General features: G+C 64.2%; 17 protein-coding genes. 8 read left to right on the forward strand and 9 right to left on the reverse strand.

From position 1 onward, the window contains the following. The first annotated feature begins 128 nt into the window (after window positions 1-128). Complete coding sequence (locus tag K1X13_RS05285; protein WP_221023933.1) at window positions 129-791, forward strand: hypothetical protein; 663 nt, start codon at window positions 129-131, stop codon at window positions 789-791. A 54-nt stretch (window positions 792-845) separates the two neighbouring features. Next, the gene (locus K1X13_RS05290; protein ID WP_221023934.1) at window positions 846-1,793 is read left to right on the forward strand and encodes a hypothetical protein; all 948 of its coding nucleotides are present in this window, start codon (window positions 846-848) and stop codon (window positions 1,791-1,793) included. A gap of 262 nt (window positions 1,794-2,055) precedes the next feature. Here K1X13_RS05290 and K1X13_RS19585 read toward each other — a convergent pair whose 3' ends face one another. Further along, window positions 2,056-3,081 (reverse strand): DUF559 domain-containing protein, encoded by a 1,026-nt coding sequence (locus tag K1X13_RS19585; protein ID WP_221023935.1) that lies wholly within the window; start codon window positions 3,079-3,081, stop codon window positions 2,056-2,058. Window positions 3,082-3,388: 307 nt separating this feature from the next. On the opposite strand from K1X13_RS19585, the gene K1X13_RS19590 reads away from it, so the two are divergent. Next, entirely contained in the window at window positions 3,389-3,865 is a 477-nt protein-coding gene (locus tag K1X13_RS19590; RefSeq protein WP_221023936.1) for a DUF4160 domain-containing protein, read from the forward strand. A 55-nt stretch (window positions 3,866-3,920) separates the two neighbouring features. On the opposite strand, the gene K1X13_RS05305 is transcribed toward K1X13_RS19590, so the two are convergent. Together K1X13_RS05305 and K1X13_RS05310 are read right to left on the reverse strand one after the other, a co-directional pair. Beyond that, on the reverse strand, window positions 3,921-4,394 hold the full coding sequence (locus K1X13_RS05305) for a hypothetical protein (RefSeq protein WP_221023937.1): 474 nt from the start codon (window positions 4,392-4,394) through the stop codon (window positions 3,921-3,923). Window positions 4,395-4,563: 169 nt separating this feature from the next. Further along, window positions 4,564-6,183 (reverse strand): DEAD/DEAH box helicase, encoded by a 1,620-nt coding sequence (locus tag K1X13_RS05310; protein ID WP_221023938.1) that lies wholly within the window; start codon window positions 6,181-6,183, stop codon window positions 4,564-4,566. Window positions 6,184-6,521: 338 nt separating this feature from the next. Between K1X13_RS05310 and K1X13_RS05315 the strand changes: the two genes are divergently transcribed. Further along, the gene (locus tag K1X13_RS05315) at window positions 6,522-7,205 is read left to right on the forward strand and encodes a hypothetical protein (protein ID WP_221023939.1); all 684 of its coding nucleotides are present in this window, start codon (window positions 6,522-6,524) and stop codon (window positions 7,203-7,205) included. Between the two features lie 79 nt (window positions 7,206-7,284). Here the strand turns inward: K1X13_RS05315 and K1X13_RS05320 are convergent, their stop codons facing one another. The 4 genes from K1X13_RS05320 to K1X13_RS05335 all read right to left on the reverse strand — a co-directional run bounded on the left by K1X13_RS05320 (window position 7,285) and on the right by K1X13_RS05335 (window position 11,070). Beyond that, on the reverse strand, window positions 7,285-7,743 hold the full coding sequence (locus K1X13_RS05320; protein WP_221023940.1) for a hypothetical protein: 459 nt from the start codon (window positions 7,741-7,743) through the stop codon (window positions 7,285-7,287). A 182-nt stretch (window positions 7,744-7,925) separates the two neighbouring features. Further along, complete coding sequence (locus K1X13_RS05325; RefSeq protein WP_221023941.1) at window positions 7,926-8,699, reverse strand: hypothetical protein; 774 nt, start codon at window positions 8,697-8,699, stop codon at window positions 7,926-7,928. Window positions 8,700-8,810: 111 nt separating this feature from the next. Continuing rightward, the gene (locus K1X13_RS19820) at window positions 8,811-9,707 is read right to left on the reverse strand and encodes a DUF6011 domain-containing protein (protein WP_221023942.1); all 897 of its coding nucleotides are present in this window, start codon (window positions 9,705-9,707) and stop codon (window positions 8,811-8,813) included. A 586-nt stretch (window positions 9,708-10,293) separates the two neighbouring features. Next, window positions 10,294-11,070: a class I SAM-dependent methyltransferase gene (locus tag K1X13_RS05335; RefSeq protein ID WP_221023943.1), complete on the reverse strand. Its 777-nt coding sequence runs from the start codon at window positions 11,068-11,070 to the stop codon at window positions 10,294-10,296. Window positions 11,071-11,220: 150 nt separating this feature from the next. Here K1X13_RS05335 and K1X13_RS05340 point away from each other — a divergent pair, with 150 nt between their 5' ends. Further along, window positions 11,221-11,625 carry an NUDIX domain-containing protein gene (locus K1X13_RS05340; protein ID WP_221023944.1) on the forward strand — a complete coding sequence of 135 codons (405 nt, stop codon included), beginning with the start codon at window positions 11,221-11,223 and terminating at the stop codon, window positions 11,623-11,625. Between the two features lie 168 nt (window positions 11,626-11,793). Here the strand turns inward: K1X13_RS05340 and K1X13_RS05345 are convergent, their stop codons facing one another. Next, window positions 11,794-12,519 (reverse strand): endonuclease/exonuclease/phosphatase family protein, encoded by a 726-nt coding sequence (locus K1X13_RS05345; protein WP_221023945.1) that lies wholly within the window; start codon window positions 12,517-12,519, stop codon window positions 11,794-11,796. Between the two features lie 349 nt (window positions 12,520-12,868). Here K1X13_RS05345 and K1X13_RS05350 point away from each other — a divergent pair, with 349 nt between their 5' ends. Together K1X13_RS05350 and K1X13_RS05355 are read left to right on the forward strand one after the other, a co-directional pair. Further along, a complete protein-coding gene (locus K1X13_RS05350; protein ID WP_221023946.1) occupies window positions 12,869-13,513 on the forward strand; it encodes a hypothetical protein in 645 nt (214 codons plus the stop codon). Between the two features lie 227 nt (window positions 13,514-13,740). Next, window positions 13,741-13,956: a hypothetical protein gene (locus tag K1X13_RS05355; RefSeq protein ID WP_221023947.1), complete on the forward strand. Its 216-nt coding sequence runs from the start codon at window positions 13,741-13,743 to the stop codon at window positions 13,954-13,956. A 653-nt stretch (window positions 13,957-14,609) separates the two neighbouring features. Here K1X13_RS05355 and K1X13_RS05360 read toward each other — a convergent pair. Beyond that, window positions 14,610-14,849 carry a hypothetical protein gene (locus tag K1X13_RS05360; protein ID WP_221023948.1) on the reverse strand — a complete coding sequence of 80 codons (240 nt, stop codon included), beginning with the start codon at window positions 14,847-14,849 and terminating at the stop codon, window positions 14,610-14,612. Window positions 14,850-15,401: 552 nt separating this feature from the next. Between K1X13_RS05360 and K1X13_RS05365 the strand changes: the two genes are divergently transcribed. After that, on the forward strand, window positions 15,402-16,175 hold the full coding sequence (locus K1X13_RS05365) for a hypothetical protein (RefSeq protein WP_221023949.1): 774 nt from the start codon (window positions 15,402-15,404) through the stop codon (window positions 16,173-16,175). Window positions 16,176-16,190 lie beyond the last annotated feature (15 nt).

Raw genomic sequence — 16,190 nt, forward strand, 5'->3', positions numbered from 1 at the left:
TCGTCCGCCATGGTTCGCTCCTAGAATCCTCATCGACCCTGTTGGCGGTACGCCGAACCCACCTGCAACCGCGGAGGCTCAGCCCGATCCGTGTAGACGCGCTCAATCACGGCGCAGAGAATGAACTGGTGACAGAACCGAGTGCCAACGAGTTGGTTGGACGGCTGACTCTCGCCGACGCCATGTTGGGCGAGGTGGTGACCGACATGCGCCGAATCCTTGCCCACGCCAACTGGCCGGGCATCATTCGGGTGCCGGGCGTTGGCTTGACCACGGGCAGGGCCGCCCGCGAACTTGAGACCGAGCTCGGTCACGAGGCAGCGCTCGTAACCGACGCACTCACGACCTGGATCGCAGGCGTCAAGGGCGTAGTGGATCGCCGAGATCGCGTCGTGCACGCGATCGCGCTCAACCAGTGCATGAATTGCGGAGAAGCCACGATGTTTTGGCACCCGCGCTCCGGCGAGGATGTCGACCGCGCACCCGGGGCCGTGGCAGTGATCGAGGAGCGCTATAGCGATCTACGTGCTCAGGGGCTTCCCCTTGCAACAGAGCTGAGCAAGGCGGTCAACGGCCGGATCTTTGTCGAGGCGAAGAGGATCGCCAACGAGACTGACGAGATCCAGAACCCGCCGCAGACATATCCGCAGCACGTGGAGCACCTGTGCGCAGCATGCGATGGCGGAGAGCGGGGGCAGACGACAGTCCACGTCGGCACCGCGATTGCCGTCATACCTACGGCGCGGTGGGACGAGTTCCAGGCTGGCCGCTGGCCACCGCAGGACAAATAGATACCACGGCCCGCCGCGTCACGGGGTCGGAAAACAAGCGAATGAGCGGTCCACATGAAGATCACCACCATGGGCCAGCTCGCTCCGTTACGACCTGACTGCGCAAGCAGTCGCGGCGGAAAGACGCATCCTCCTACGGGACGGCGGCGGCCCTCCACCTCACTCATGGCGTTCTTACTTCAGTTCCGCTGGCCGACGGAACCGTTACTGTCGGAGGCCAATGAGACTGTCGGGTTCTCGACTACAACCAAGGGGGCATTGGTGGCGACCATATTGAGTGTCATTGCGCTCGGCGGCACAGTCGCCGGCGCCGTCATGTGGGTTGTGAACACCTTCCGGCATCGAAGCCACCTGTCCCAGTGTGTGCAGGACCTTCAACGGCATCACAGACTGGACCGGCGCTTGATCGGCTGCGTCAATGAGATGGAACGCATATTGGATGGCGCACCACCTCAATCGTCCGGCGCCGAGATCCCGGAAGAACTGGTCGGCCACGCTCGCTATTTGTTCGGGCTCCGTCAAGAGGCCGCCGATAATGCCACGCGCCTCAGTCGGCACGCTGTCCGGCTTCGATGGCCTGACGGCTATCTCGGCAAAGCGACTCTGGCAGGGAAGCGCTGCGAGGTCGCCCACGGAGCGTTGATCCGAGCCTTCCAGGCCCTGGGTGATGCCACTCGCGAGTATGAGCGAGGAATCACATCCGCCCTCCTTCAATGCGGAGATGGCCCGGGTGCTCGAGCGCCATCGAATCCGGTAAGACTGCTCAATGAGCCAGCGGCCGAGGAGGTGGCGCGCCTCCGCGAGGTGTGCGAGGAGGCGTTGACGCATACGGCTGATGCCTGCAATCTGCGCTTCTACTCACACGCAGTCTTCGACACGAAGTGGCCCGTTCGTCGATCCGAGATCATGGAGCTCGGCACTGACCCCTACAAAGGGGAGGTCAAACCTATGCGCTGGACCGGGTTTGGGCCCCAGCCGCTCCTGCACGTGGATGCTCGGTAGATCCAGGGCCATCGTCAAGCGCCATCGGTCACTCCACAACGATCCGGCAGCTGGCGGGCGGTAAGACGCACCGTTCGGAAGCACGCGGATCGCGGCAGGTGAGTGCCTTGCCTTCGTTCAGGGCGTGCATGGAGCTTCTGTTGGTCTCATCTCGGTGCGGAGCTCGGCATCAACCGAGACAGGCGTTCGTCCGCACCACGGTCCGTCCGGTCCGCGCGAAGAGGTCGAGCCGCCGCGCTATCTTCGAGATCCCCCGGGTGCACTACTTCATCCGGTCGTCGAGCTGCTCGAAGAAGTCCCGCACCATCGCGGTGCTGTTCGGGTTCTGGGTGAGTTCATGACCTCCGAACCGGTAGACCTCGTAGCCAGCCAGTCGGAGGCGCCTGTCCTCGGCGACCATCTCGGAGTACCGGAACGGGCTGGCGAATTCTCCCTCCGCGTAGTGCTGCTTTCCGTCTACCTCGATGACGACCCTCTGGCGATCGCTGAAGAGCAACAGGAAGTCCATCCGCTGTCGCGCAAGCGGGGTGCCGCTGACCAACCCCCGCCGGGTTCGCTGGTCGTACGGGTCGTAGTGGAGATAGACCTGCGGGATGAGGGCGGGAACGTCGAACGAGGACTTGTAACGACCGGCGTAGGCGTCGAACACGACCCGCTCGGCCGGACTGGCCAGGGAGTCGCGGAAGCGCTCGTGTAGCCGAAGGCCAACCGTGCGGTCATCGACCGCGTCCGAGAGGCCCTCGCGTTCGCGCCACCACTTGATGAGATGGGCGTACCGCAGGCCTTCGGGCTGGACCGGTCGGTCGTACACGAGGCAGTGATCCGCGTTCGCCACGATCTGGATGTCATTGCTGACCGCGTCTCGCAGCACGATGTCGGGTTTGGGTCCGTTCGCAGCGAAAATCAGGTTCTTGGTTGGCCCCTCAACGCCGCCGCCCCGGTTGTAGGCGTCGATGTAGCGGCGTAGTTCCGTGACGTGATGCTCCGAGATCTCGACTTCGGCATCCAGGCGTCGCGCGAATGCGACGAGCTGCGGCAGCGACCACCCGTCGATGTAGCCGTCCACTAGCGTTCGCTTCGACTCCGCGCGGCTCGGGCCGAGCTCGTCGCCCTCCCAGATCAGACCGAGTTCCTCTGACAGGACGATCTCGAGGTTGCGCCGGGTGAAGGGGATCAGCGCTTCCTCGATCGCCAACCTCAGCGTCCGCGTAGAGACCTTCACCGGCGCCCGCTCTACGCCTGGCTCGGCGGCGCCCCAGGGGGCGGGGCTACTCGAGAAGAAGCTCACTGGCCTAGTGTCCCGGACGAGGTCATCAAATGGAGGGAGCACGCCGCCTCGTCGCGGTGCCCAAATCTCCCGCCGGCAACGCTCGCTCCTCCGCCCCTAGCTCCAATCGGCGAGCGCGGTTCCGCTGCCTCGGCAGATCCCCATGTCGGAGGCGGCGGAAAGACGCACACCCGGGGCCGTCTTTTAGGCCGCAGCTGTGGACGATCAGGGCGGAGTGCTTCGATATGGCGAGCGCCGATCCGCGAGCGTGACATCTCGAGCGCGGAGGAAACGATCGTGCGTGCCCGTTGGCTGAGAGGCTGCCACCGTGAAGGACGACGACCTGACTCCAATGGAGCGGGCTGGGCGCGATCCCAGCTACCCCGGCGGTTGGGAGCTTGCGGAATCTGAGGGTCGACTCGAGCCCGACGACGTCCTCGGTCGACTCGCCCGCATGGCGCTGTCGGAGTTCGGCGAGAACCAAGACGAGTGGCCTATGACCTTCGACAACGACGGCTTTGTCTCTGCTCTCACGGCCGAGGGAAAGGCGCTCGACGGCGGGATCAGCGTGCATGTGTGGCCCAACGACCATCCTCCGCCTCATGTCCACATCCTCAAAAAATCCGAGCCAGACAGCGAGTACGTGAAGATCAATCTTGAGACCGCTGACTTGGAGGGAGACTTACCGCCGTGGGCTGACCGCAGACAGTTGAGGAAAATGCAGAAGCTCGTCCGCGACTACCACCACCTCTTTGCCGGATGGTGGGAGAAGAACCACGGTGACGTTGTCACGTTGCTCGCGTGACCGTGGCGGCCGCGCCATACGGCCGCGGTGGGTTGATGCGCTGTCTCGGCTGCGCTCAGCGGCCATGAACCTCGTCAACCAGGCGGTCAGCCAGATCTCGGGGCTGCTCGCTCGACTCTTCAAGTTGCTGCGCAAGCTGCCGAAGTTGGGAAAGATCGAAGTACTGAGCGTCCCACGACTTGCTTGACCGGTCGGGCTTGAACGTGATGAAAGATCGCCCGTCCGCGATGCCACGCAGGTCCGTCCAGTAACCGTGGACAACTTTGTGGCGGGCCTCCAGAAGATGGCCCGCTCGCGTGAGCAGGTCCAGGGCGGGCTCACTCCACCATTCACCGGTTCGAGCCCGAGCTTCAGGTTCGATGATTTGGCGGAGCTGCGATGGGGGTCGTGCGTGGGTTTGTTCGTGCGCCGCCTCGTCGCCACCCAGCACCGCATACGCGAGAGTGCCGAGAGCCTGCTCAAGTTGCGCCGCGGGCACGACGACACGTTCAATCTCGCCGTACAGGTCAAAGAAGCGATCTTGGCTCACGGACCACTCATATCAAGCTGGCGCCGTGAGAACGACCGCGCTCGTGCCGGACGTCGCCAAAGAGGTATATGAAGCAAACTCGTCGGCAGGCTCATGCGGCGGAATGAAGCGCCTCCCGCTGCGTGGTGGCTCCACGCCGCTGATGTCCCTTACCTGAGCCGAGCCCCGGTCAGGTGCCGTGCTCGGTCAGGGTTGTGGACGGCAGCCAGTCGGCCCCGAGGAGCTGGGCGAGGTCGGCGAGACCGGTGGTGTCGCTTCCCACCGTGTTGGAGGCTGCGGCGATCCGCTCCACCATCACCTTGCCGACCTGCTCCTCGACCGTCCCCTCGGCGTAGGCGATGTGCCACGGCGACACCTGGTGGTCGCGGTGGGTGCGGCCGGTCACCTGTCGTCCGGCGATTCCCGAGAATCGGGCCTGGTGGAAGACGCCGACCCGCGGCTCGGTGCTCGCCCGGCGGCCGTCGGCGAGGGTCTCGCCGGCGTGCAGGCTGATCGCGGCGACCGTGGTGAAGACGCAGACCTTCGCCTGCCCGGTCTGGAACCGGAGTCGCTCGGCCTCGGGGTCGAACCGGTCGCGGCCGTAGATCGTGGCCACTTCGATGCCGGAGTCACGCAGCCGGTCGGCGATCGGGTCGGCGGCGGTCGCGACGAACTCGACCGAGCACGCCACCTGTCGCTCGGCATGGACCTGTTGGGCGATCCAGGCGACCGTCGAGTCGACACGGATCAGCCCGGCCTTCTGACGGAAGCGCAGCAGTGCGGCCCGACCCTTCGCGACGTTGCGGCCGTGCCGCGCGATTTCCATCTCACGACAGAACTCCCCCCACTCGGCCTCGTACGCAGTCCGCTCCGCTGGCGTGAGCGCCACCGGCATGCCGGAGATCGGCACCGGCCCCCACGGCGCGGCGCGGTGCAGCATCGCCGGGGGCCGCTCGTCGGCGAGCCATCCGCGCACCAGCTTGAGGTCCGCGGCGCGCCGCGACGCGTCGGGGGTCCATGTCGCGCCGTAGCGCCCCTGCTCCACCGCGACGCCGTGGCGTTCGAGCGCGGTGGCGAACGCGGCGCCGGGTTGCACAGCCGAGGTCCACTCCTGCATCGACTCGCCGAGGACCTGCGCATATGCGGGAGCTAGGTACGGCAGCTCTAGCGGCGTGTGTCCGGGCGTCGCGGTGGTCGCGATGACGAACGGCGCTTTGTCGTGCGGCCGCCCGTGCCCCGAGATCCGCGCCCAGTGCTTCCACCGCTTCGTCGTCGTACGTCGCAGCGCGTGGGCCTCGTCCGCGATGATCACGTCCCACGTGTGGTCCTTGACCTTCTCCAGCCGGTCCCACGTGATCACGACCCATTCCAGGCCCCCGTCACCCAGCGCCATGATCGTGCGGCACCAGTGGCCGATCGTGATCGCGGCGGGTCGGTCGGCCACGACGAGCACCCGTCGCGCGCCGCGGAGGTCGCCCACCGCTGTCGCCCCGAGGACCGCGGCGATCGTCTTGCCTACGCCGGGCTCGTCGGCCAGCAGGAACTGCCGGCCACCCGCCGCGGCGCGCGCCGCGATCGCATCGGCCGCTTCGAACTGGATTCTCCGGGGCTCAAGCGCGTCGGTCGGCTCGGGGCTGGGCGTCGGAATGCCGGAGTTGAGGGTGTTCTCGATGAACCGACCGAGCGTGTACGGCCCCGGAGCGTAGGGCGCGAGGTGCGGGGACAAAGCGCGCCCGACGTACAGGTGGGTCTTGACGGCCGGGTGCCAGGTGGCGCCGTCGACCTGTGTCCCGTAGGGAACGTCGAGCACCCACAGCCGCTCGCCCGGCCCAGCGGTCGGCAACGGCCGCTGTGGCTGTCGCGTCCGGCGCCGGCGCGGTGACGCGCTGCGTCGACGAGCGCTAGAGGGGCGAGGACTGGGCATCCCCGGACGCTATAGGGGTCTCCCTCTCGAAGAGAGCCGGCTCGCCCACGTCCGCCGCGCGGCCAGGCGCCCTCGTCTTCCCGTGCTCGTGCCGACCGTTGTGGCGCGCCGCAGCATTGCAGGCACGACTTGCGGGGCATCCAATGCCCCAGCCGCGGCGAAATGTCGCTGCTCGCCGCCCTGATCGGCAAGCGCAGCGGAACGAGGGCGCCGATACTTGCCAGGTGGAACACGCTGATGACGGGCAGCCGTTTGTAACGATCCCAGTTGGTGACTCTCCAGACAGCCGACTCTTCATCGAGTTGTCGAGCTACGGATCTGATCTTGCCGACGCCTGCCACGCCCTGGACCTGGCGATCCGGGGCTTGGAGGAGGGATCGGAGCTCGCTGATGCCAGTCGCCATCTGGTGGGACTTGCTGTAGTCGCCTACTGCCGCGCGGTCTTGCCCTCGAATGTTCGCGGCCGCCTGACTGACCACGTGGACATTCCTGATGAACTCATCGACGTGCACGATCGAGTGAAGGCGTACAGGAACGCCACGGTCGCCCACTCACAGTCCGAACTCGCGGTCACGTATGCGGTCGGCGTGCTCGACTCAGACACCCTGAGAGTCCGAGATGTCACAGGGGCGACTGTCCTTGTTCCGCTTCCGAACCGGGCTGTCCGCGAATTCCAGGCACTGATCGACGTCATGGAGCGTCGCCTCGACGGAGTTATCGAGCCTGTCCGACATCGGTTGATGAAGAAGTTGGCCGAGATGGAACGAAGCCGAGTGGAAGCCGCTGTAAGGCCGGACATCACGGAGAAGTGGGCGCACGAGTTCAATCCGAAGACGAAGCGACCGCGATACCCGACCGGCCACACCGTCTACTGGGATGTCGCCGCTGACGACGCCACAGACGAATGACTCAAGCAGTTCGATTGACCGCGTCGGTCGCGGCGGTATGACGCGACCAATCAGGAGTGACACCTACGAGAGTGAGTCGCTATTGGGAAACGGCGACGTGTGCACCGAAGAGGCCGCCTGAGGCTAGATCGTTCTGGAGTCGGGTGTTGTCGGCCTGGCCGTTCGCGCCGATCGCGGTCTGCGTGAATAGAACGAGGATGGTGGGGACCTGACGCACGGCAGTGTCCCAGTTCGACTCACCGTGAGGAATGGCGAACGAGCCGGTCCCACCGTCAGGAAGAGTTAAGTTCAATTCTGCTCGACGAGCGTCGATGGTGCGCAACTCTGCGTTCGACGTGGTGGGTAGTTGATCAGAGTGCAGGGAACGTGCGCGCGCGAAGCCGATCTCGGCGAGGAGGCTCTGCCAGCCATCGAACGAAGCGACCTTCGGATCGTTACTCATCACAGCCAAGGGAGGCACCTGGACCATCACGAATTCCGGTCCGGAGTTTACAGACCACTGGTAGTTCGAATCGACGTAGATGGAAATATCGGACATACCAACACTCTACTTTGCTGCTGCTATCCGCTCGATGAGCCAGGAGTGGGGTCAGGCAACCAGTCGCGGCGAGGCGGCACATTTTGATGAAGTGCCCGCTCGTGCCCACATCCGCGGCGGTATGGCGCAAGTCGCCCACGCGCGGATGGCGCGGCTTCAGATAAGTGCGCGAGCTCGGTTACTTACGCATCTTCCTTCGGTGGGAAGTCGAGCCAGCGCCACCCACCAGCCAGCCAGACCAAGTATTGATGCCAGTAGTTGGACCACACCCAGATCCCGTCGATGCCGCTGAAGCCTCCGGGTCTCCGAGTTGGCGCCGAGAAGTCGTTGGTGAAGAACCGGGCGGGAAGCACCTCGTCGACGGGCACTAGAAAGAGATGCCTCTCGTCAACAGCGAGAGCCGATCTAACCTTTTCGACGTGACGCGGCATATGCGGTAGGTGAAGCCATCGCTCGACCAGAGTCGCGAAGTCTGAGGTCGACGCATCCACGAACTCGGCGCGGACCGCAGGGAGCAGGACGACACCGGGTTCGAAGGATGCTCGGCGAAGATCGCCAATGTCGCTCAGCCACTCGAGATCAGGGTCGCTGGAGAAGATGTCAGGGGGCAGTCGGTCGAGCGCATCGACGTTTTCACGGTCACACAGTTCAACTGCTCTCACGACCGCGCGGCGCGCTCGTCGGTAGGGCATGTCATCGCCACTTAGTCGGAACTCCCACCCTGATGGTGCCGGCCATCGCCAGCCCTCCTTGGCCGCCAGCCCCTGCCAGGCTGACGACTTGGCTTGGGTAACGAGAGTGACCTCGAGCGCGCCCCGGCGACCGTTCGGCCATTCGAGCATGAAGTCCACCGCAGACTGTCGGCCATCGGCGTCGAACTTCCTGGCGTCGGCGCCCAGGGCGTGGCTCACGAGATGCGCGGCGATCTCCTCAGCTCGGCCGGCCAGCTCACTCACGACCCCATTCTGGGCCATAGCCGACGGAATCTCGGCAGATCCAGGCGTCCGAGATGCGGCGATATGACGTGGGTGGTCCGTCACTCGGTTCGTGCGGCGCTTGGCGATGAGCTAAAGCCCTGATCGGACCCGGGTCCACTCCGCTCGTGCTTCGTGGTACGCGGTCTTGGCGCGTGCATACTCAGCGTCGGCCCCGACCCTTTCTGCGATGTATGCAGCTTCGGCCTTGGTCTTCTTGTCGATCCATGCTGCATGTCGAGGGTTCGGAATCTTGCGCTGTTGCGAGCCGTAGATTCGGATGCACTTCGTGCCTACACGTGCCTGCCTACTACGGGGATCCGTCAGGGGGCGACCACACTTAACGCAGTTATCCGCAAGGTCCCAGATCGTTGAGGAGGGTGCGAACCCAACCCACTGTTTCCGAACGCGACGTCGCCGGGGCTGGCGTGGTTTGGGCCCCGCCGCTTGACGCGTCTGCCGTCGAGTCTGCCGTACCTCACGCGCGGGCGCGATGTGTTCGGGTGGCGCGGCAATTTCACTGTCGGGCGTTGGTTCCTTAACCGCCTCGGCTTGGATGCTAGAGGGTTGGTTCTGCGACGGACGCGGCCGTCGGTCGGACGCTGCCCGCGCGGGGTCGGTGGTGCCCGACAGCGACCTAGAGGCGCCGAGCAGAAGCCGGGCCTCGTCATCCAGTTTCGAGCCCCAGAGCGTCTTTTGGCCAAGCGGCGTTCGGACCCGGACACCTTTTCTACTCCCGTCAGGTGCTCGCGTGATTTCGAGCGGCAGCGGTACTCGAGTGACCTTGGCCCGAACGGCGCCCTTGACGAGCAGGAGCGCTCGGTCCGTTAGTACCGCCTGGACCCAGATATGTGCGCTGACGCTGTATGTGGCGCGCGCGATCTCACCTGCCTCGAGGGCTTCGCAGAGCGCACGACGCATCCCGCTGTCGACGAAGCCGTCATCGTCGTTCAGGGAGACGAGGCGGGGATCGGTGAATTTCTGCGGCATCCTGGGTGGGCCTATCGTATCTATGGGCTGGAGGTTGATGCGCCTGGCGAGGGGGCGCCAGGCGTGCGCACAATACAGACCTTGCGACCAAGGCGCTCCTGCCACCTTCCGGACCTTCTCGTGTCCCTGGGAAACCACCGGGCTTTCGCTGAGGCAAGCCGGCGAAGCTGTCGCGGCGGTATGACGTGGGACGTGTTCGTGTGCCGGGTGTCGCTATCTGGCTGCCGGTCGGGCCAGCGAATGCCGAGCGCGTTATCGGCCTGGGCGGTACTCGCCGACCAAGTACCGCAGGAAACGCTCCGAGCGATCGACGTAAGTGTTCACGGTGTTCTTGCTGAGGCCGGCGCCGCGGAGGTCACGCTCGAACTCAGCGAGGCTGGTCCTTAGTTCCGACATCGTCCATGTGTCCTTCATGGACATCAGCGTGAATGAAAACACTGGTTCCCTGTCTAGTACAACGGCCAAGAGATTCGCTCGCGGTGGGCGACAGGCGGCGGAATCGCGCACTTCCTACCGGCTCCTCACATTCCCCAATGCGGCTGATGCGGACGTTGCGAGCATCTGGCTAGCCCGGAGCCACCACTGGCTACTGCCCGGGATGGGGCCGGAGCTTGAAGACCAGGATGCCGAGGTACTTGTTCATCCAGGCCTGCTTGTGCGGATAGCGGCCTCGGGCGTCCTCGGAAAGTTGAGGCTCGATCGCGGTCTCGATACACAGCCCTGCAGCACTGAACACGTTGATCAGGTCAGCGATGGTGTAGCGACGCTTGGTCAGGGTTATCTGCTCGTTCCAACCGCTGCGGTAGGAGAACCGCGCGGTGGAGAAGTACTCCTCGCCCAAGGAGGTCCGGTTTCGTTCGGCCTGTTCGACGGCGTATCGGATCGGTTGCGTCTTGGTCAGCAGGATGAATACATCATCAGCCAACATCGCGCGCGCTGTCTGCAGAGTGCGGACTGGATCCTTCGCGTACCCGAAAGACTGCAGGAACAAAATCCGGTCGAACGTACGGCCCGCAAGCCCCGGCACGGCATCCAACTCATTGAGATCGCCTTGGATCAGTTCCAAGCCAGGGACCGGGACACTGAGGAAGTTGCCACTGACATCGACACCGACGGAGGCAGCCGCGCCGTCTCGCACCAGCTCAGCGAGCTTGCCTCCGTTGCCGCAACCGAGGTCGAGTACCGACCGTCCGGCGACATCGCCCAGAAGGTCTCGCTGCGCGGGCCACTCCACGAGTCGGTCCAGCGAGTCCTCCCTGGTGCGGGCCCGCTCGTAGTCCGGAGCGAGTTCCAGCCATGCATGGCTCGGGTCCACAGGATTGTCCGTGGGCGAACTCGTCGTCTGTTCGTGTGATTCCGCCACGAGACACAACCTATTCGACTGCCCGGCGGGACCGCTTCGACGTCGAGCTTCGCCGAGGGGCCTCGTCCGATGGATCAGACACACAGGCCGCCAGGAAGGATCGGCCAAAATGGCGACCAGCGGCATGAGAGTGATGGATAGTCTGCCGCCATGGTCGCCAAGACTCCGATCGCAGTCGCTGCACTTGTGCGCGACGGTCTCGTGCTCCTGGTGCATCGCCATCCATCGCGTCGGTGGTATCCCAACTGCTGGGACCTCGTCGGCGGACATGTCGAGTCAGGCGAGCTGCCTCACCAGGCCGTCGGTCGGGAATGCCTCGAAGAACTCGGTGTCCACGTCCACCACCCCCTGCCCATTCCTATGACGGTCAGCGACCCCACCCTCGACATGCACGCGTTCCTCGTCACCCGCTGGGAAGGGGAACCTGTCAACGCCGCACCCGAGGAGCACGACGATCTTCGCTGGTTCCTGCCCAGCGATCTCACAGACTTGAAGATGGCCCACCCGCCCCGCCTGTCGAGCATCCTGAACGCCGTCCAGGTCGCAACCGGTTAGCCGCTACGAACCGTCCGCTCATCTGCTCCGTGAAAGTCGAGCCGCGCCGGCAAGCGGCGGTAAGACGCACCCGACCGGCTACAACTAAGGGCTCACGAAGGTGTCGGCGCTCTTGAAGAGTCGGCGGAAGGTGCGCGCCGAGAAGTCACTTCTGATTGGTCCCCTGGGCTACTGAGGCGTTCCGGGCAGCGACAGATCGACAATCACCGGCACGTGGTCCGAGCGCTTGGTGGCGACCCACTCGCTGTAGGTTCCGACCCTGAGTCCGATCCCGCTCGTCCACTCTTTCGGAATGAACACGTGGTCGACGTGGAACGGCTGCTCTGCTTTCCATTGGTGAAACAACGTGGGCTCAGTGAGTGGATCGGCATCTCCGCGTGCTGCGGTGAATGCGCTCACCAGCCCGTGGGCCTGTAGGCGGGTGACGCTTTCTGCGTGCCGGCGAGCGTCGACAGGGCTCGACAGGATCGGGGCGTTGAGGTCCCCTGCAAGAACGACCGGGCCGTCGATCGTGGGGAGGACTTCGGCAACAACGCGTGTTGTCTGCATCGCATAGTCGATGCCTCTCTCGACCCACTCTCGACCGAGCGCCCAAACACCGAGCACGGTGAAGTCGGCTGGTCCAGTGACTCTCGCGGGCAGGAGCCATGGTTGGTCTGCGGCGAGCGGCAGAGGTTCAACACGCCAGGGGCTGCGCGCGAGCACACCGATGTGCTTGGTATGTCCGGGCTGGTCGACTCCGAGCTTGAGCACCGAGGTGACCTCCCGTGTCTCGTCCATCCCTGGATCGAATGGCCCACACTCGGTCACCACCGCGACGTCGAAGTCCAGGTCGCGAAGGTACAGGTAGTTGCGGTCGAACCGCTCGTTGCAGTTCCAGGCGACGATGCGCATTGCCGAATCCTGGCAGCATCACTGCCTTGGCGTTGTCGTATGGGTATCCGCCGACCCTAAATTCGGCGGCGCAGAGAAGCCGCGACGATCGGCGCCTGCGGCCCTACTCCCAGCGAGACAGGGACCTGAGCAGGATTGAAGCGGCTAAAGAAGACGCGGCGCGGAGTCGAGCGCAGATGCCTACCGTGCGGATATGGGGACGAGAAACTTCCAAAATCATCCCCGGCAGCATTGCTAGAAGATCGCAGGACAAGTCGCAGGCGTTCTCCTACCTTTGTGGCCCGCTCCGCGTGCGGTTCCTGCAACCAACATGTCTCGAAGCCATAACCAGAAGGTAAAGGGTGTGCTGATGCTGCTTTGGGCGACAACCTACGTCGACGACGCCTGCCACGTGCTGCGCGCCGGCTGCTTCCCGGGCACGGCCGACTCGGTGACCCGATGCGGCATCGAGCTGTCGCGGGACGACGTCGCCGCGACCCTTCCGGACCCGGTCGGCGACGAGTGCCTCGTCTGCCTCGAGTTCACGGCTCACGACGAGCTTGATGCGAATCCGTACCCACCCGAGGCATGGCGCGAGAGGAAGATCCCAGCGGGTCACTGTCTGCTGTGCGGCCGTGAGAGCGCCGAGGAGTGCGAGGCCGCAGATCCGACGTGCGTGGAGCGCTGGCGGGCCCGCTGCACTGGCCCCGGCGACCATCGCAGGTGCCACCTCTTCGAGGACGCCTACTACTGCGAGTTCACGGACTGGTGGTGGAAGCCGATACTCAGCCTCGCCCGCGAAGGACTCGCAGAGGCAGGGCTGAACGGCGAGACTGCCGGGGCGATCGTGTCGGTGTGGAACAACAAGGCCACCCTGCACCGCGTAAGTGCCACGAACCGACCGCTGCGCCAGACCTGGCACAGCGTCCAACGGACGTACGGCCTGCGTCCGGACCTTCAAGCCCACGGCGTCATCTACTTCGTGTACCCAAACCGCAGACGACCTCTTGGCTGACGGGTCCTCTTCCGTTCCACCGCTACCGCTTAAGGTCGAGGATGCGGCGTTCATTCGCTGACCCGGAATTCCGAGCGCACGCGGCGCTATGACGCAGGTGCTTCATGCAGCGTTGCAGACGAACTTCCCCTGGATGAAGACCGCGGGACTCTCCACCCAACGGATTCCCCGACGTAGTCTCGGCACACGCGCGGTGAACTGCCGCCACTAACACTCCGAGGAGCACGATGGCAATCGAACACGACGAGCACTACTACCTCTGCGATGAATGCAATGGGGAAGGTATGGCGGACGTACAGGTCTCAGAAGACGGAGAGACCGAATGGTCGTGGTGCGCCGGATGTGGTGATGGCATGAGCAAAGGAACGGGCTACATCGAAGGCGATGACGACGACTGTGAAACTAATCCCTGCGACGTGGCTACTGGAGCGATGACGCTTTGACTCGCGCCAACGCAGGCGATCTCATTTGGCCGGCTGATTAAGCAGGCGGATGGGATCGTCCACCTGCCGGCTGTCGCTGCGGCAGAGACCCAGTGCGTCAGGACAGGCGAGGTAGCACCCGCGTGCGGAAGAAGCGGGCGGTCCCATCACGAAGTTGCTCGAGCCAGCATTGGCAACGCAGCACGCAACCGAATCGCCGAGCGGGGGTGGCGAAGCGTAAGCGGAATCATCACCTAGGGGAGTTGAAGGCTGCAGCGAGCTCGATCCACCCGGCGAATGGATGGGGCGACTATCGGACGTTGTCTCGCAGGAGTGCCACCTGCGCGATGAGCCGTCGAAGGCGCCCTTTGCCTGTGGATAGCGCGAGCGGAGAGGCTGGGGCTGATTACGAGGGTAACCGTTCTTCGGATCGGCAGGTGGCTTACGACCTTTGGGCATAGGGACCCCTCTGGTCGCGTCACGCGCGGATCGACATGCCAGATCGTTTGCCGTGCCGCTCGAGCGCCACGTGTGGCGGGATGACGCCACCAGTCGAAGAGCTCAACAGCCATGGCAGGGGCCGCGTAGGCGGTGACTCGATCGCTGAGGGACCGCGGAGGTCCGCGCAGTGCTGTTACTCGCTGGCATGCTCCATGCTGCTGATAGCGACTCACTCAGACCTCGACGACCACGATGTCGGGATCCGCGTCGTCATCGTCGAGCGGGTAGTCCCCCGGATTGGACATGTGCAACACCTCGGCACCGGTGTTGCAGTTGCTGAGCATGACGAGGCCGTATTCCTCGGCTTCCTCCTCGGTCTCGAAGCGTTCGTCATCTTCCACTTCCTCGCCATCGGCAAATTTCAAAACAGCTTTAACATCAGTTCCTCCCGATTCGTCACTTGTGCGCGTCACATTAACTCGCTGGGAAGTCGATGGAGGGCCAAACTTGACTCACCCCTCTGATGCTCGGGATCAGCCTCGGCGAAGAGACGCGCTGTGCCTACGCCCGAGGCAAAGCCTGGCGGCGGGAGGCCGAGCGTACGCGCCCGCTGCCTGACGGTGGCGGTGACGTGGCTTGGGCGGACATGGGACACCGGATGCAGTCCTGCAATAGCTCAATGGAGGGCAGCGGTAGCCGGAGCGTGAAGAGGACAAGTGCGACGACCCGGGCTAGGACGCAATGATCGCGAGGATTCACTTACCTGACGGCCCCAACGCGGCGGAATGACGCACGCCGGGAGACAGCCACACGCTGAGAAGAAGCGGAGCTCCGGGCTGTCGTTCTAGATCGGTGTGCCGCTTCGCCTGTGCACGAGTAGCGGGTGAATCTCTGATTCACGATGGTGCTGCAGCCGAACCCGTTTCGATAGCGAGTGGTGGCTCGGCCTGGACAATGCGCGGTCAGTCCCCACCTAAGATGTCCTGCGGGCAGGCCATGCTTCGAGTCCCGTTCCGTGCCGGTGTGTGACAGCCGAGCAGTATCTGGAGAAGGTTCTACCTTCACGGAGTGTGAACACATCGACTATTGAGGGATGGACAATGGGGTGGCTTCTCGATACAGGCTCGTTGGCGCTGGCCTTCGTGGCTGGTCTTCTCGCGCCGGCCGCGGGCAACGCCGTGAACGCCTTTGTGAACTCACGGCTTGGACGATCCGAGCGACGACGTGATCAGGCAGATGCTCGGTCTAGGCAGGCGGCCGAAGCATGCTACGAGGAGCTCGCAAAGCTCGTCGACCTGATACCGGCTTACGCGGCCGTCGACCGGCGGACTTCCAGTTCACGTGCGTCCGACGCTGACTACGAAGCGTTGAAGATGCGGCGGCGGGAGCATAATGCCTCGATCGCGACACTCGAGGCTCACACAGTTCTTCTGCGCCCCGCGGTTCGTACTGAGATGGAGGCTCTGCTCAGCATCATCCGTTACGCGTACGACCTCCCTTTTCGGTCGAACCCCGGAACTCAGATTGACCAGGGCTGGCACCCCGACAGTGCGCGTTCCATTGCCGTGAATCTGGTTCAGCACGCGCGAGATGTTCTTGCCACGCACCTGACCGACGCTCCGCTTCCAACACGACCTGACGCTGTTCAGGAGTACGCCCTGGCGGTCGAAGACCGGAATGAGGATCTCGGCGACTACTTCTCCGACCACATCGAAGAGGACGACAAGGCCGTCCAGGATTGGCGCAGCCGGCACGGACTGCCCCCCATGCGACGGCCCCTATCGCAATATCGCAACTAATCGAACTAACCGCTC

This window comes from Nocardioides jiangsuensis, from assembly GCF_019679455.1.
Classification (GTDB): domain Bacteria; phylum Actinomycetota; class Actinomycetes; order Propionibacteriales; family Nocardioidaceae; genus Nocardioides_C; species Nocardioides_C jiangsuensis.

Bases quoted from the DNA above. Each gene is read 5' to 3' on its own strand.
- K1X13_RS19820 (WP_221023942.1), bottom strand. From the start codon at position 9,707: ATGCCGCAGAAATTCACCGATCCCCGCCTCGTCTCCCTGAACGACGAT.
- K1X13_RS05345 (WP_221023945.1), bottom strand. From the start codon at position 12,519: ATGCGCATCGTCGCCTGGAACTGCAACGAGCGGTTCGACCGCAACTAC.
- K1X13_RS05290 (WP_221023934.1), top strand. From the start codon at position 846: ATGAAGATCACCACCATGGGCCAGCTCGCTCCGTTACGACCTGACTGC.
- K1X13_RS05340 (WP_221023944.1), top strand. From the start codon at position 11,221: ATGGTCGCCAAGACTCCGATCGCAGTCGCTGCACTTGTGCGCGACGGT.
- K1X13_RS05355 (WP_221023947.1), top strand. From the start codon at position 13,741: ATGGCAATCGAACACGACGAGCACTACTACCTCTGCGATGAATGCAAT.
- K1X13_RS05320 (WP_221023940.1), bottom strand. From the start codon at position 7,743: ATGTCCGATATTTCCATCTACGTCGATTCGAACTACCAGTGGTCTGTA.
- K1X13_RS05350 (WP_221023946.1), top strand. From the start codon at position 12,869: ATGCTGCTTTGGGCGACAACCTACGTCGACGACGCCTGCCACGTGCTG.